Source organism: Kribbella sp. NPDC049227, from assembly GCF_043197265.1.
Taxonomy (GTDB): Bacteria; Actinomycetota; Actinomycetes; order Propionibacteriales; family Kribbellaceae; genus Kribbella.
The window spans coordinates 183,849-198,611 of the sequence record NZ_JBICST010000004.1 but is presented as its reverse complement, the minus strand read 5'-3'; the positions used below and the strand labels follow the sequence as shown (position 1 = coordinate 198,611).

Here is a 14,763-nt window from a genome sequence, read left to right as displayed (position 1 = left end):
GTTCCTGCCGGTGGCTGACGAGACACTGGAGGCTCTCGTGTTGAGATCCACACTCATCCGTACTGCGATCGCCGGGGTGGCGGTGCTCGGCCTGGCCGGTTGTGGGGGTGGGGGCGACCAGCTCGGCGACAACGACGCGGGGTCCTCGCCCGCGCCCTCCAAGGTCAGCAGCATCACCGTCGGCTCCGCGGACTTCTCCGAGAGCCAGCTGCTGGCCGAGATCTACGGCCAGGCGCTGGCCGCCAAGGGCATCGAGGTCAAGAAGAAGCCGAACATCGGCAACCGCGAGACCTACATGGCCGCGATCAAGGACGGTTCCGTCGACCTGGTGCCGGAGTACACCGGCGCCGCGCTGGCGTACTTCGACAAGAACTCCAGCGAGACCACCGAGGACGGGGCGTACGACGCGCTCAAGAAGGCGGTCACCCCGGGTCTGGAGGTGCTGGACAAGTCGCCGGCCACCGACGAGGACACCATCGTGGTCACCAAGGCGACCGCGGACAAGTACTCCCTGAAGTCGCTGGCCGACCTGAAGCCGGTCGGCAAGGAGATGATCGCGGGCGGTAGCTCGGAGTTCAAGGTCCGTGACGCGGGTCTGAAGGGCCTGAAGGAGAAGTACGGCGTCGAGTTCAAGCAGTACCTGCCGCTGGACGCCGGTGGTCCGCTGAGCCAGAAGGCGCTGCTGGACAACAAGATCCAGCTGACCAACCTGTTCACCACGCAGTCGGTGATCAAGGAGAAGGGGCTGGTCCAGCTCGACGACCCGGAGAACATCCTGCCGCCGAACAACGTCGTTCCGCTGATCCGGACCGACCACAAGTCCGACGACGTCGCGGCCACCCTGAACGCGGTCTCGGCCAAGCTCACCACCGACTCCCTGACCGAACTGGTCAAGCGGATCGACGTCGGCAAGGAGAGCGCGGACGCGGTCGCGAAGGACTGGCTGGCGCAGAACCCGCTGTCCTGACCTTGAGCTTCGAACAGATGTGGGCGGCGCTGGCCGCCATCGGCAGGGACCCGTCCACGGGCGGCTACCACCGAGGCGGCTGGACCCCCACCGAACGCACGGCGACGCACTGGTTCCGGGACCAGTGCGCCGCCCGCGACCTCACCCTGGAATCCGACGGCCTGGGCAACCTGATCGCCTGGTGGGGTCCTTCCGACCGGCCGGGTGTCGTCACCGGAAGCCATTTGGATTCGGTGATCGACGGTGGGGCTTTCGACGGTCCGTTGGGGGTGGTTTCGGCGCTGGCCGCTGTGGATCTGTTGAGGAAGGACGGGTTCACGCCGTCGGTGCCGATCGGGGTGGGGGCGTTCGTCGAGGAGGAGGGGTCGCGGTTCGGGATGCCTTGTCTGGGGTCTCGGGTAGCGGCCGGCGTGTTGCCCGCCGAGAAGGCGCTGGGGTTGAAGGACCGCAGCGGCGTGACTCTCGCGCAGGCCTTGGAAGCGGCGGGGACGGATCCGGCTGGAGTCGGACCATCGGCGTTCCTCGACCGGATGGGCACGTTCATCGAGCTGCACGTCGAGCAGGGCCGCGGACTGACGGCGCCGGTCGGTGTGGCGAGCTCGATCTGGCCGCACGGCCGCTACCGGTTCACCTTCAGCGGCGAGGCCAACCACGCCGGTACGACGCTGATGGAGGACCGGCACGACCCGATGCTCACCTACGCCATGACCGCGCTCGCCGCGAACAAGCAGGCCCGCCTGGCCGGAGCCCGCGCCACCTTCGGCCGGGTCTCCGTCGAGCCCAACGGCACGAACGCCGTACCGTCCCAGGTGACCGCCTGGCTGGACGCCCGCGCCGCGGACGACGCGACCCTGAACTCGTTGCTCGCGGCAATCACCAAGCAGGCCACCGAACGCGCCGAGCGGGACGGTACGACGCTCACCGTCACACCCGAGTCCGTCTCACCCATCGTGGACTTCCCAGCCGGCCTCCGCGACCGCCTGGTCGGGGTACTGAACGGAGCGCCCGTGCTCCCGACCGGCGCCGGCCACGACGCCGGCGTGTTCTCGGCCGCCGGGATCCCGACCGCGATGCTGTTCGTGCGGAACCCGACCGGCATCTCGCACTCCCCGGCCGAGCACGCGGAAGAGGACGACTGTCTGGCCGGCGTCGAGGCCCTGGCCGCCGTACTGAGGGATCTCGCGAAGTGACGTCGTACTGGTGTGCGCGGGCTTTGCTCCCGGGCGGCATCGCCGACAACGTGCTGGTGACCATCGCCGACGGACGCTTCACGTCGGTCGAGGCCGGCGCGGACCCAGGCCACGCGACCAGGCTCGACGGCCTCGTCCTACCGGGCCTCGCGAACTGCCACAGCCACGCCTTCCACCGTGCGCTGCGCGGCCGGACGCAAACCGAGCGCGGGACGTTCTGGACGTGGCGCGAGCAGATGTACGCCGTCGCGTCGATGCTGACTCCGGAGTCGTACTACGCCCTCGCGCGCGCCGTGTACGGCGAGATGCTGCTCGCCGGCATCACCGCCGTCGGCGAGTTCCACTACCTGCACCACGCCCCCGGCGGCCGCCGGTACGACGATGCGAACGCGATGGGTACTGCGCTGATCGCGGCGGCCCGCGACGTCGGCATGCGCATCACCCTGCTGGACACGTGCTACCTCGCCGGTGGGATCGACCAGCCGCTGAACTCGGTCCAGGAGCGCTTCAGCGACGGCGACGCCGCGAGCTGGGCTGCCCGCGTCTCGTTGCTCGCCGGATCCGACGACGTCGTGATCGGCGCGGCCGCCCACTCCGTCCGGGGCGTGCCGCAGGAGCAACTCGGTGCGGTCGCTTCGGCGTTCCCCGACGTACCACTTCATATTCATCTGTCCGAGCAGGTTGGGGAGAACGCCGCCTGCCTGGACGCGTACGGCCGGACGCCGGCGCAGGTGCTCGACGAAGCCGGGTTCCTCAGTGGCCGGACGAGTGCCGTCCACGCGACGCACCTGACTGAGGTCGACGTCGGCCTGCTGGGCAGCTCGGCGACGTACTCCTGCTTCTGCCCGACCACCGAGCGGGACCTGGCCGACGGCATCGGTCCGTCGGTGGCGCTGCGCGATGCCGGATCGCCGTTGACGCTCGGGTCGGACAGCCACGCGGTGATCGATCTGTTCGAGGAGATGCGCGCGGTGGAGCTGGACGAACGGCTCGCCTCGCGGGAGCGCGGCCACTGGTCCGCGTCGGAGCTGTTGAAGGCCGCGACGACCGACGGTCACCGGTCGATCGGGTTCGCCGATGCTGGCGTGATCGAGGTGGGGGCGCGCGCCGACCTGGTCGCCGTACGGCTGGACAGCGCTCGTACGGCGGGCACCGGAGGGACCGTGGAGACGGCGGTCTTCGCGGCCTCGGCCGCGGACGTGTCCGACGTGATCACCGGTGGCCGGCTTGTAGTTGCTGGAGGCAAGCACATGACGATGGACGTGGCGGCCGAGCTGACCGCCTCGATCGCGGCGGTGACGGAATGACCTCGCTGCTGCTGACGGGCATCGGTTCGTTGGTGACGAACGATCCTGCCCAGGGTGGCTTGCTCGGCGAGGTGCGGGATGCCGCGCTGGTGATCGAGGGCAGCACGATCGCGTGGGTCGGGTCGCGGCGGGAGGCGCCGGCCGCGGACGGCGCGATCGACGTCGGCGGGCGCGCGGTGATCCCGGGGTTCGTCGACTCGCACGCGCATCTGGTGTTCGCCGGTGACCGGGCCGAGGAGTTCGCCGCCCGCATGACAGGTACGCCGTACTCCGCCGGCGGGATCCGGACGACGGTCGCGGCGACCCGGCAGGCGAGCGATGAGCAGCTGACGGCGAACGTCGCCCGGCTGGTCACCGAGATGCGGCGGCAGGGGACCACGACACTCGAGATCAAGTCCGGGTACGGGCTGACCGTCGCGGACGAGGCGCGGGCGCTGGAGATCGCGGGACAGTTCACGGACGAGACGACGTACTTGGGTGCGCACGTCGTACCGGCCGAGTACGCCGACGACCCCGCGGGCTATGTGTCGCTGGTGACCGGCCCGATGCTCGAGGCGGCCGCCCGACATGCCAAGTGGGTCGATGTGTTCGTGGAGCGGGGTGCATTCGACGAAGACCAAGGCCGGGCGATCCTCGAGGCCGGCCTGGCTCGCGGTCTGGGTGCCCGGGTGCATGCGAACCAGCTCGGCGAGGGCCCTGGTGTCCAGCTGGCCTGCTCGGTCGGCGCTGCCGCGGCTGACCACTGCACCTACCTCACCGACGCGGACGTCGACGCCCTCGCGTCCAGTGGTGTCGTCGCCGGGCTCCTCCCCGCGATCGAGTTCTCCACGCGGTCGCCGTACCCGAATGCCCGCCGCCTCATCGACGCCGGCGTCACCGTCGCCCTCGCGACCGACTGCAACCCAGGCTCGGGCTACTCCTCGTCGATGCCCTTCTGCATCGCCCTCGCGGTCCGCGAGATGCACATGACCCCCGAAGAAGCCCTCTGGTCTGCTACCGCCGGCGGCGCCGCGTCCCTCCGCCGCACCGACATAGGCCACCTCACCCCAGGCGCCCAAGCCGACCTCACCGTCCTCGACGCCCCCACCCACCTGCACCTCTCCTACCGCCCCGCCGTACCCCTCGTCTCACGCACCTTCGTGGGCGGCCGGCCGGTGTGATTGGCCTGGTGGTTCGGCAAACCGGATGCGGGCTGGACCGGCAGCCGTCACCCTGGGGGTATGGACGGGGAGCTGAGGGTGCGGTTGCGGGACGCTTTCACGTGGCGGACGGATCGGGGCGTGTGAAGTAACTACGCCGACGTCACCGGGTGGTGGCGCGACGCTGAGCTGCTGCGTGAGCTCGGGCCGGCGCTGGGGAGCCTGTACGACGTGACGCCGACGGTCGTGCTGGGGCCGGTTTCGCGTGGTGCGTTGGTTGGCGCGTTGACGGCGGCCGCTCTTGGGGTCGGGTTCGTGGAGATGCGGAAGAACGCTGGGCCGGCGACCGACAGCGATCGGTGGGTGCAGCGGACGACGGCACCGGACTACCGCGACCGCCACGTCGTGTTCGGCTTCCGCCGGGATCTGGTCCGGGCTGGTGACCGAGTGCTTCTGGTCGACGACTGGGCGGATACGGGTGCAACCGCGGTCACTGCCCGCCAGTTGGTGGAGGACAGCGGCGCGCAGTGGATCGGTGCGGCCTGCATCGTCGATGGCCTCACCGATGCCAGGTTGCGCCACGACCTCCCACTGCGGGCGCTGCTCAACATCCGAACGCTGTAATCAGAGGTCTTTGGCCATGAGCGCCATGGTGGCACCGGTGGGCAGGCGCTGCTTGCCCACCTCGGTGTACCCACGGGAGGCGTGGAAGCCGAGACCGGCCGGGTCGGGCGGGTCGGAGCGGACCCGGGCGACAACCCGGTCGAACGGCTTCGCGGCCCGCTCGATCGCGCGGTAGACCGCCGTGCCGATCCCGCGGCGGCGGCGCTCCTCGGCGACCACGATCCGCTCGACCAGCAGGAACCGGTCGGCGTACGTCGCCGCGAACCATTCGAACTCGAGACCGTCGTACGCGGACCCCGGCGTGAAGGTGAGGACGAAGCCGACCGGGCGGGTGTCCTCCTCGACAACGACAGCATGAGCGGCGATCAGGCGGAGCCAGTCCAGCCGGGCAGGTCCGAGCGGCTCGACCAACCCTTCCGCGGTGGCATTCAAAGCAAGCACCGCGGCGTCGTCAGCGGTTGTCATCGGGCGGAGCTTCACGGTGAACACCCTCCCACGGAAAGCCTTGTCCACGGCAGGGGTCAGTTCGGGTCCACCCTGGCCGGTCCCTGGCCGTGACCCGGAAATTCGAGGCTCGTCTTGGGAATGACCCACGGGTTGTGCAATGTTGAGCCAGGTGTACTCAAGTTTGTTCAGTCACGGATTTGAATCCGAGGCGGTCGAACGGCAACATTGAGTCCGCATCACTCAACTTCGTGGAGGTAAGCACATGGCCCGCGCGGTCGGTATCGATCTCGGTACGACGAACTCCGTCATCGCCGTACTGGAAGGTGGCGAGCCCACCGTCATCCCCAACGCCGAGGGAGCGCGCACGACGCCCTCGGTGGTGGCTTTCGCCAAGAACGGCGAGGTCCTGGTCGGCGAGGTGGCGAAGCGCCAGGCCACCACGAACGTCGACCGCACCATCCGCTCCGTCAAGCGCCACATGGGCGAGGACTGGAGCGTGAACATCGACGGCAAGAAGTTCACCCCGCAGCAGATCAGCGCGTTCGTGCTGCAGAAGCTGAAGCGGGACGCCGAGGCGTACCTCGGGGAGCAGGTCACCGACGCGGTCATCACCGTGCCGGCGTACTTCTCCGACGCGCAGCGCCAGGCGACCAAGGAGGCCGGCGAGATCGCCGGTCTGAAGGTGCACCGGATCGTCAACGAGCCGACCGCGGCTGCGCTGGCCTACGGCCTCGACAAGGGCACCGAGCAGACCATCCTGGTCTTCGACCTCGGCGGTGGCACGTTCGACGTGTCGCTGCTGGAGATCGGCGACGGCGTCTTCGAGGTGAAGGCGACCAGCGGTGACAACCACCTCGGTGGTGACGACTGGGACGCCCGCATCGTCCAGTGGCTGGTGACCCAGTTCAAGAACAAGAACGGCACCGACCTGTCCGGCGACAAGATGGCCATGCAGCGCCTCACCGAGGCCGCCGAGAAGGCCAAGATCGAGCTGTCCGCCGCGGCTGAGACCACCATCCACCTGCCGTACCTGAGCCTGACCGAGTCGGGCCCGCTGCACCTGGAGGAGAAGCTCTCCCGGGCCGAGTTCCAGAAGATGAGCAACGACCTGCTGGAGCGCGCCCGCGCCCCGTTCAAGGCCGTCATCAAGGACGCCGGCATCGACGTGTCGAAGATCGACCACGTCATCCTGGTCGGCGGTTCGACCCGGATGCCCGCGGTGGCCGACCTGGTCAAGGAGCTGACCGGTGGCAAGGACCCGAACAAGGGCGTGAACCCGGACGAGGTCGTGGCCGTCGGCGCCTCCCTGCAGGCCGGTGTGCTGAAGGGTGAGGTCAAGGACGTCCTGCTGCTCGACGTGACCCCGCTGAGCCTGGGGATCGAGACCAAGGGCGGCGTGTTCACCAAGATCATCGAGCGCAACACCACGATCCCGACCAAGGGCTCGGAGATCTTCACCACGGCCGAGGACAACCAGCCGTCGGTGATGATCCAGGTCTACCAGGGCGAGCGGGAGATGGCGCGCGACAACAAGTCGCTCGGCAACTTCGAGCTGACCGGCCTGCCGCCGGCGCCGCGCAACGTGCCGCAGATCGAAGTCACCTTCGACATCGACGCGAACGGCATCGTGCACGTCAACGCCAAGGACCTGGCCACCGGCAAGGAGCAGCGGATGACCGTCACCGGCGGTTCGGCGCTGCCGAAGGACGACATCGACAAGATGGTCCGCGACGCCGAGCAGTACGCCGAGGAGGACCGCCAGCGCCGCGAGGCGGTGGAGAGCCGCAACCAGGCCGAGGGGCTGGTCTACCAGACCGAGAAGTTCCTGTCCGAGAACGAGGACAAGGTCCCCGACGACGTCAAGACCGAGGTCAAGGACGGCGTCGCCGAGCTGAAGAAGGCCCTCGAGGGTGAGGACGCCGACGCGATCAAGGCCGCGTCGGAGAAGCTCGCCCAGTCCAGCCAGAAGATGGGTGCCGCGATGTACGCGAACGCCCAGGCTGCCGGCGGCGGCTCCGAGGAGAGCGCGACGGCGGACGACTCGGCGAGCAGCAGCAACGACGACGACGTCGTCGACGCCGAGATCGTGGACGAGGACCGGCCGCAGGACAAGACGGAGGACAAGTGACGGATCGACCGACTGGCAGCGAGTTCGGCGACGGCGAGCCCGTCGTCCGGGACAAGCGCCGGATCGACCCGGACACCGGCGCGCTGCGGGAGCCTGCGGAGACATCCGCGGCTCCCGCACCGGGCCCCCAGCCGGGCATGCCGGGCACCCCGGGCGCACAGCCGCCGCGGGATCCTTCGGACTTGATCGGCCCGTCTGCCCAGGAGGCTCTGTTGACCGAGGCGCTCGCCGAGCGTACGGCGGACCTGCAGCGACTGCAGGCCGAGTACGTGAACTACAAACGCCGGGTGGACCGGGACCGGGAGGCGAGCCGCGAGCTCGTCATCGGCACGGTGCTGACCGAGTTGCTCGGGATCCTGGACGACATCGGCCGGGCCCGCGAGGCCGGCGAGCTCGAGGGCGCGTTCAAGGCGGTCTCGGAGTCGCTGGAGCGGGTCACCGAGAAGCTCGGCCTGGTGCGGTTCGGCGAGAAGGGTGACACCTTCGACCCGCGCATCCACGAGGCCCTGCTGCACAACTACTCCGACGAGGTGGACGGCCCGACCGCGACGATGGTCATGCAGCCGGGCTACCGCCTAGGGGAGCGGGTCCTGCGGGCGGCCCGGGTGGCCGTCTCGGAACCGACCGAGCAACTACCCGGTGACGCAGTGCAGGACGGCGTACCGGTGGAGAGTGCAGATGACGACCAGGCCGCGGACAAGTCCGCGGAGTAGGCGACACGGCTGGAGGGGAGGCGTCGGATGAGCACGAAGGACTGGCTCGAGAAGGACTTCTACAAGGTTCTCGGCGTCTCCAAGACCGCCGAGGCCGATGAGATCAAGAAGGCCTACCGCAAGCTGGCGCGCAAGTACCACCCCGACTCCAACGCCGGGGACGCCAGCGCCGAGGCCAAGTTCAAGGAGGTCTCCGAGGCGTACGACGTCGTCGGCGACCCGAAGAAGCGCAAGGAGTACGACGAGGCACGCCGGCTGTTCGGCAGCGGCGGCTTCCGGATGCCGGGTGGCAGCGGACAGGGCGGCGGGTTCAACTTCGACGTCGGCGACCTGTTCAACCGCGGCGGCAGTGGAGGCAGCGGTGGCGGCCTCGGCGACATCCTGGGCGGCATGTTCGGCGGTGGCGGCCGGACCACGACCACCTCGTCGACGGCGCGGCCGCGGCGCGGTGCCGACATCGAGACCGAGGCGTCGATCGAGTTCGCCGAGGCCGTGAACGGTGTCACCGTGGCGTTGCGGATGACCAGTGACGAGCCGTGCAAGACCTGTCGCGGTACGGGCGCGAAGTACGGCACGGTGCCGAAGGTCTGCCTGAAGTGCGAAGGCACGGGCATGCAGACCTCGGTCCAGGGCGGCGTGTTCGCCATGACCGAGCCGTGCACCGAATGCAAGGGCCGCGGCCTGGTCGTCGACCAGCCGTGCGAGACCTGCCACGGTTCCGGCCGCGGCCAGTCGAGCAAGACCATGCAGGTCCGCATCCCGGCGGGCGTGCAGGACGGTCAGCGGATCCGGCTGAAGGGCAAGGGCGCGGCCGGCGAGCGAGGTGGCCCCGCGGGCGACCTCTACGTCACCGTGCACGTGCACACCCACCGGATCTTCGGCCGCCAGGGCGAGCACCTGACACTGAACGTCCCGGTGAGTTTCACCGAGGCGGCGCTGGGTGCCGAGATCAAGGTGCCGACCCTGGACGGTATGCCCGTCACGGTCCGGATCCCTGCTGGTACGGCGAACGGCAGCAAGCTGCGCGTCCGTGGCAAGGGCTCGGTCCGGCGGGACGGTACTAAGGGCGACCTGCTGCTCACCATCGAGGTGCAGGTGCCGCACGAACTGACCGAGGAGCAGCGCGCCAAGCTGCAGGAGTTCAACTCGGCCTCGGAACACCCTGACCTGCGGGCCGGGCTGTTCGGGAGTTCCTGATGGGCCTCCCGTTCAGCCAGGTGCCGACCTGGGACGACCGCACCCCGATCTATGTGATCTCGGTGGCGGCCCAGCTGGCCGGCATGCACCCGCAGACCCTGCGCCAGTACGACCGGCTCGGCTTGGTCACGCCGAGCCGGGCGTCCGGCCGCGGCCGGCGGTACTCGGCGTACGACGTGGCGAAGCTGCGCTACGTGCAGCACCTGTCCCAGGAAGAGGGCGTCAACCTGGCGGGAATTCGGCACATTCTCGCGCTACAGTCCGAAGTGGAGGACCTGCGCAAGCGGGTCAACCAGCTACTGGCAGAAGTCCAGCGGGGTGTGGGTGTGTCCCGGCAGAGCAGCAGCAGCCGGGTCTTCTCGGCCGGTCCGGCCGGCGACGTGATCGCCATGGGCCGGCAGCAGACCACGACCCGGTGGATCCGGACCCAGCCGCTCGAGCTGGGACCGCGCTGACCGGCGCCGCCACACCGGCCACGGGTCAGCCGCTGACCCCCTCCGACCACCGGAGATGTTCCGACCCCCCTCGGAGCCTCCGGTCCGTGGAGGCCGTCGTCCCCCCGACGCCTCCACCGCCGAAGGTGTGCTCTCCCCCCAGCACCCTTCGGCCCCCGCAGGGTGGTCCGTTCCAGGACCGCCCTGCGGCTCGATCACAGCACCAGCCCCCGGCCGGTCCGGGGGCTTCTCGCGTTCATCTGCCGGTCACCCGCGACCCTCGTCTCCCTTGGCCCGGCGGCATACCCTGGCGGGGTGACGCTGAGCCTGCAGACGGACCGGCTGCTGATCCGGGACTGGGAAGAAGACGACGCCGACGCCGCGCTCGAGATCTACGGCTCGCCCGACGTGGCGCCCTGGTTGTCGCCGGCCATCGACAAGGTGACCGACGTGGCCACCATGCGCATGATCCTGCAGGCCTGGATCGAGGCCCAGCCGAACTTCGTCCCACCGGCCGGCCGGTGGGCGATCGCCCGCCGCGACGACGGCGAGGTCGTCGGTGGCCTGCTGATCCGGCTGCTGCCGCCGTACGAGGAGGATCTCGAGATCGGCTGGCAGTTGCGTCCGAGTGCCTGGGGCAACGGGTACGCGACCGAGGCGAGTCGCGCGTTGATGCGGTGGGCGTTCAAGGACGGCTCGACCGACGAACTGTTCGCCGTCGCCCGCCCGAACAACCGGCGAGCCATCGCGACCGCCGCCCGGCTCGGGATGGTGTGGGTCGGCGAGACCGACAAGTACTACGACCTGACACTCCAGGTCTATCGCATCCGCGCGGCCGAGTTCCCCAAGTGATCCAGTAGCCGGCCACGTGGCGGCCGGGCGGCGATGAATGGGGGTGGCCGCTGGCCACCCCCATTCGCGCTACCTCAGGCCGTAGGCCTTGGTGATCTCCTGGACCAGCTTGTTGCCCTTGGCATCAACAGCGGTGATGCGGAAGGACGGTGAGTGCTTGGCCGTGACAGTCGTCGTGTACTGCGCTGAGCCGGTCTGCCGCAACGGCAGTCGGGTCCACTGCTGACCGTCGTACGACAGCTCCAGCTGGACGGTCCCGAACTTCGCCGTCTGAGAACCTGCCTGGTGTCTCACACCGAGCCGGACCTCAGTGGGCTTGCCGGACGGCACCCTGCTGAGCGGATCCGCGGCCGGCACATCCAGGTCGGCCAGGACGAGCGGCATGACCTCGTTCTCACCGCCCTGCGAGCGGAACGTCCACTCGGACTGCACCCGGGTCGAGTACTGCCAGAACTCGTGCTCCCGTGCGGTGTCCATCGTGATCTTGTAGTCGGCGCTGTCGGCCGGCACATCGGCCCACAGTGCGGAGGCCTGCTCCGACGCGACCACGAGACCATTGCGCTCCACCGTCAGCACCGTGCCTCCGAAGTCGATGTCACCCATCTCGTCCGATCCGTGCCGGTACGGGTTGATCACGACGGACAGCCCACCGTCCGAACGTTGTACTCCGGCAAGTGGCGTCGCGGCCACCGGGAGGCCGGAGTTCTGCACCGGTGCTACCCAGCGCGCCGACGTGTGCTGACCGGCGCGGTAGACGCGCTCGGTGCTGGACACGCCCATCAACTGGTCTCCGCCGTTGTTGAGCGCCAGTGTGCTCGACCAACGGATCTGGTCGTTGCCGAGGATGTACGACGTACGCCGGGCCGGAGTGCTGAACGTCGGTGCGAGCCACCCACCGAAGGTGAAGCCCGCAGGCGTGGTGGCGTACCTGGTCTCCGAGGTGGGCATGCCGTCCGTGTGCGACCCGAATACCTCGTCGACCCGGGCGAACTGGTTGGGCTGGGCCGTGACCGTCGGGTTGGCGGGCACCTGGTTCCGCCAGGGGATCGCCAGGTCGTAGACGTACGGCGTCGCAGCCTGTCCGACGATCCGGACCGTGCCCTGGTACTCGAGCAGGCGACGGACCGTCTCCCGAGAGGTGCGCATCGCGGGGATGGTGGCCGCCTCGCCTTCGCCGGTCGCCCAGAAGGCGCTGACTCCGTTCTCGCCTGCCACATCGGGGTTGTAGAGCAGTGCGGCCGCTGCGCCCGCGTCCTGGGCGGCCTTGACCAGCTTGCCGTTCCAGTCCTCGTCCTTGAACTTGATCACCGCGAGCTTCCCGCGCACGTCCTGCGGGTCCTCGCTGACCTGGAGGTCCTTCACCCCGGTGAACCGCGGACCGAAGTAGTAGTCGAGTACGGCGTACTGGTCCTTGCCGGCAGTGATCCGGTACGGCGGAACTTCCAGTCGCGACGCGGTGGCGAACTCACTCGTCCCGGTGGCCGGCTTGCCGACCGGAGTGGCGGTGAAGACCCGCGGTGCGCCGGTGGTGCTGATGGAGTTGCCGCCGGTGGGAATCCCGGCGGTGTTGAACCGGGTGTAGTCCGCACCGCGCTCGCGAGCCGTCAGACCGGATTGGCCCTTGACCTTCAGGTCCACCGGCTTGCCGCGCCGCGCATCGAGGGTGACCGTAGCGTCCTTGGTGAGGTTCGCCTCTGGGCCGACAGCCAGGTCGAAGTGCTCCAGCTCTGAGTCGGTCGCTTCGCTGAAGAACATCACGCTGGCCTCGTACCTGCCCGGTGAGAGCCGGGCGGTGGCAGTGCCGTTCTGCATGATCACGCCGCCCGGGATGTTGACCGGATCGCCGTCGAGTCTGCTGATGGCCACCTGACCGGCACCGGGTGCGCCGGTGCGGGTGATGCCCTTGATGGTCAGGTTGTAGAGCTCAGGCTCCGCGTACCAGCCGTACGTCGTGACGATCGGGTCCGCACCTTCGGCGGTGGCGCTGATCCGGCCGGAGAAGGTGCCCGGTCCAGCGGCAGCGCGGTTGGCGGTGACCGTCACTGTGGCTTCGCCGTTGGCCGGGACAGTGAGATGGTCGGCGCTGAGCTTGACGGTGGCCGGACCGGCGGTCAGCTGCAGCGAGACCGCCGTACTCGTGGGGTTGCGGTAGGTCAGGACGCGGCTGACCTCGTCGTCAGCCGGGTAGGGCCAGCTGAGGAGGCCGAGCTCCAGCTCACCGGAGTCCACCGTCAGACCGGTGTCGGTGGCCTGGTCCGCGTCTACTCGGCCGGCGCCCTGCTCGGCGACGGTGTTGTTCGGTTGCGGATCCGCAGTGGAGATCAGGCGTTCGCGGAGCTGGCTGAACGACCAATCCGGATGTGCCTGCGCCAGCAGGGCCGCCGTACCGGCCACATGTGGCGTGGCCATCGAGGTGCCGCTCAGCTTGGTGTAGTGGTCGTCGACTGGTTCACCGAGGCTGGTTCCGGCTGCGCGAGCTGCGACGATGTCGGTGCCTGGTGCCGAGATCTCCGGTTTGAGCGCGCCGTCGCCGGACCTCGGGCCGCGGCAGGACCTGTCGCTGACCGAACCGTCGCGCAGCAGGTTGCCGACGGCCAGCGCGTCGTCGGCCGCCGCGGGGGAGGTGACGGTGGAGGACTCAGGTGCGAAACAGTTGCCTGCAGCAACGACGAACAGGGTCCCGGTGTCGCGGCTGAGCCGGTTGACCGCCTGGGACAGATCGTCCGTGCCGTCGCTCGGCTCCTGGCCGCCCAGGCTGAGGTTGACCACATCCGCGCCCTGGGCAGTGGCCCATTCCATCCCGGCGATGATCCCGGAGAACTCACCGCTGCCGTAGTCGTCGAGGACCTTGCCGTTCAGCAGCGTGGCCTCGGGGGCGACGCCCTTGTACTTGCCACCCGACGCGGCGCCGTTTCCGGCCGCGATGCTGGCGACGTGCGTGCCGTGGCCGTAGTGGTCGCCGGCGTCCTCGGTGGGAGTGAAGTTCTGCGCTGCCGCGATGCGGCCGGCGACATCCGGGTGGCCGGCGTCGATGCCGGTGTCCAGGATCGCGATCTTCGACCCCTTGCCGGTCAGGCCGCGCTCCCAGGCCGCGGGCGCGCCGATCTGCGGCACGCTCTGGTCGAGGCTGACCGTGACCTTGCGGTCCAGCGTGACGCGCTCGACCTGGGGGTTCTTCCAGAAGGCGGTGGCCTCGGTCTTGGTGATTGCCGCAGCACGTGCGCCGATGCTGTCGAGCGTCCGGGTCCTGGCCGCTCCCGGGATCGTTGCCTGCTTGGCGCGCGCCGTCGCGGTGGCCTCGGAGCCCGCGTAGTGGACGATCACTGGCATCGTGGACGAGTGGGCGTCGTCACGCTGCTCCGCGATCAAGGTGGTGACGTCGAACAGGGTCCGGTCGAGCTTGCCGCTGGTGACATCCGCAGCGGCTGCCGTCGGTACGACGTACGTGTGGCCGCCGGACAGCGTGGTGATGGCGGAGTCGGAGATGCTGTGGCGGTCCGGCTCGAACACGATCGCCGGCGGGCGGCCGGCGTACTGGGTGACCTGGATGCGATCGCCCGTGATCAGCGTGATGCGGGTGGTGGTCGCCGCGGTCGCAGGGACTGGGTTGGCGCCGGCAGGCAGGGCGACGGTGCCGCTCAGTGCGACGGCTACGCAGAGGAGTGGAATGGTCCAGCGGTGTCTTCGCAAGGGAGAGCCTCCGGGGCGGAACGGGCAAAGGGTTTCCAGGACGGAGGACGCCCTACCGAGGCCGAAGGTTCTGCC

General features: G+C 69.3%; 12 protein-coding genes. 10 read left to right on the top strand and 2 right to left on the bottom strand.

Annotation, left to right across the window (positions count from 1 at the left end; translation table 11 throughout):
* The first annotated feature begins 37 nt into the window (after positions 1-37).
* The 5 genes from ACGFH6_RS18665 (at position 38) to ACGFH6_RS18645 (ending at position 5,227) form a co-directional block, all read left to right on the top strand.
* Positions 38-967, top strand: a complete 930-nt coding sequence (locus ACGFH6_RS18665; protein ID WP_393385176.1) for an ABC transporter substrate-binding protein — start codon at positions 38-40, stop codon at positions 965-967.
* Positions 968-984: 17 nt separating this feature from the next.
* Entirely contained in the window at positions 985-2,157 is a 1,173-nt protein-coding gene (locus tag ACGFH6_RS18660) for an allantoate amidohydrolase (protein ID WP_393386715.1), read from the top strand.
* Positions 2,154-3,464 carry a formimidoylglutamate deiminase gene (locus tag ACGFH6_RS18655; RefSeq protein ID WP_393385174.1) on the top strand — a complete coding sequence of 437 codons (1,311 nt, stop codon included), beginning with the start codon at positions 2,154-2,156 and terminating at the stop codon, positions 3,462-3,464. Before ACGFH6_RS18660 ends, ACGFH6_RS18655 begins: the two co-directional genes overlap by 4 nt.
* On the top strand, positions 3,461-4,624 hold the full coding sequence (hutI, locus tag ACGFH6_RS18650) for an imidazolonepropionase (protein ID WP_393385173.1): 1,164 nt from the start codon (positions 3,461-3,463) through the stop codon (positions 4,622-4,624). Before ACGFH6_RS18655 ends, hutI begins: the two co-directional genes overlap by 4 nt.
* A gap of 210 nt (positions 4,625-4,834) precedes the next feature.
* On the top strand, positions 4,835-5,227 hold the full coding sequence (locus tag ACGFH6_RS18645; protein ID WP_393385171.1) for a phosphoribosyltransferase family protein: 393 nt from the start codon (positions 4,835-4,837) through the stop codon (positions 5,225-5,227).
* Here the strand turns inward: ACGFH6_RS18645 and ACGFH6_RS18640 are convergent, their stop codons facing one another.
* Positions 5,228-5,692 carry a GNAT family N-acetyltransferase gene (locus ACGFH6_RS18640; RefSeq protein WP_393385169.1) on the bottom strand — a complete coding sequence of 155 codons (465 nt, stop codon included), beginning with the start codon at positions 5,690-5,692 and terminating at the stop codon, positions 5,228-5,230. It lies immediately after the preceding gene.
* 244 nt (positions 5,693-5,936) lie between these two features.
* On the opposite strand from ACGFH6_RS18640, the gene dnaK reads away from it, so the two are divergent.
* The 5 genes from dnaK (at position 5,937) to ACGFH6_RS18615 (ending at position 10,998) form a co-directional block, all read left to right on the top strand.
* A complete protein-coding gene (gene dnaK / locus ACGFH6_RS18635) occupies positions 5,937-7,802 on the top strand; it encodes a molecular chaperone DnaK (RefSeq protein WP_393385168.1) in 1,866 nt (621 codons plus the stop codon).
* Positions 7,799-8,515, top strand: coding sequence for a nucleotide exchange factor GrpE (grpE, locus tag ACGFH6_RS18630; protein WP_393385166.1), 717 nt, complete (start codon positions 7,799-7,801; stop codon positions 8,513-8,515). The genes dnaK and grpE overlap by 4 nt, the downstream gene beginning before the upstream one ends.
* A 27-nt stretch (positions 8,516-8,542) precedes the next feature.
* Positions 8,543-9,712 carry a molecular chaperone DnaJ gene (gene dnaJ / locus ACGFH6_RS18625; RefSeq protein WP_393385164.1) on the top strand — a complete coding sequence of 390 codons (1,170 nt, stop codon included), beginning with the start codon at positions 8,543-8,545 and terminating at the stop codon, positions 9,710-9,712.
* Positions 9,712-10,167: a heat shock protein transcriptional repressor HspR gene (locus ACGFH6_RS18620; protein WP_131363688.1), complete on the top strand. Its 456-nt coding sequence runs from the start codon at positions 9,712-9,714 to the stop codon at positions 10,165-10,167. The genes dnaJ and ACGFH6_RS18620 overlap by 1 nt, the downstream gene beginning before the upstream one ends.
* A gap of 294 nt (positions 10,168-10,461) precedes the next feature.
* The gene (locus tag ACGFH6_RS18615) at positions 10,462-10,998 is read left to right on the top strand and encodes a GNAT family N-acetyltransferase (RefSeq protein ID WP_393385162.1); all 537 of its coding nucleotides are present in this window, start codon (positions 10,462-10,464) and stop codon (positions 10,996-10,998) included.
* Positions 10,999-11,067: 69 nt separating this feature from the next.
* On the opposite strand, the gene ACGFH6_RS18610 is transcribed toward ACGFH6_RS18615, so the two are convergent.
* On the bottom strand, positions 11,068-14,688 hold the full coding sequence (locus ACGFH6_RS18610; RefSeq protein ID WP_393385161.1) for a S8 family serine peptidase: 3,621 nt from the start codon (positions 14,686-14,688) through the stop codon (positions 11,068-11,070).
* Between the last annotated feature and the right edge of the window lie 75 nt (positions 14,689-14,763).

Bases quoted from the DNA above. Each gene is read 5' to 3' on its own strand.
- ACGFH6_RS18640 (WP_393385169.1), bottom strand. From the start codon at position 5,692: ATGACAACCGCTGACGACGCCGCGGTGCTTGCTTTGAATGCCACCGCG.
- hutI (WP_393385173.1), top strand. From the start codon at position 3,461: ATGACCTCGCTGCTGCTGACGGGCATCGGTTCGTTGGTGACGAACGAT.
- dnaJ (WP_393385164.1), top strand. From the start codon at position 8,543: ATGAGCACGAAGGACTGGCTCGAGAAGGACTTCTACAAGGTTCTCGGC.
- dnaK (WP_393385168.1), top strand. From the start codon at position 5,937: ATGGCCCGCGCGGTCGGTATCGATCTCGGTACGACGAACTCCGTCATC.
- ACGFH6_RS18660 (WP_393386715.1), top strand. From the start codon at position 985: ATGTGGGCGGCGCTGGCCGCCATCGGCAGGGACCCGTCCACGGGCGGC.
- ACGFH6_RS18620 (WP_131363688.1), top strand. From the start codon at position 9,712: ATGGGCCTCCCGTTCAGCCAGGTGCCGACCTGGGACGACCGCACCCCG.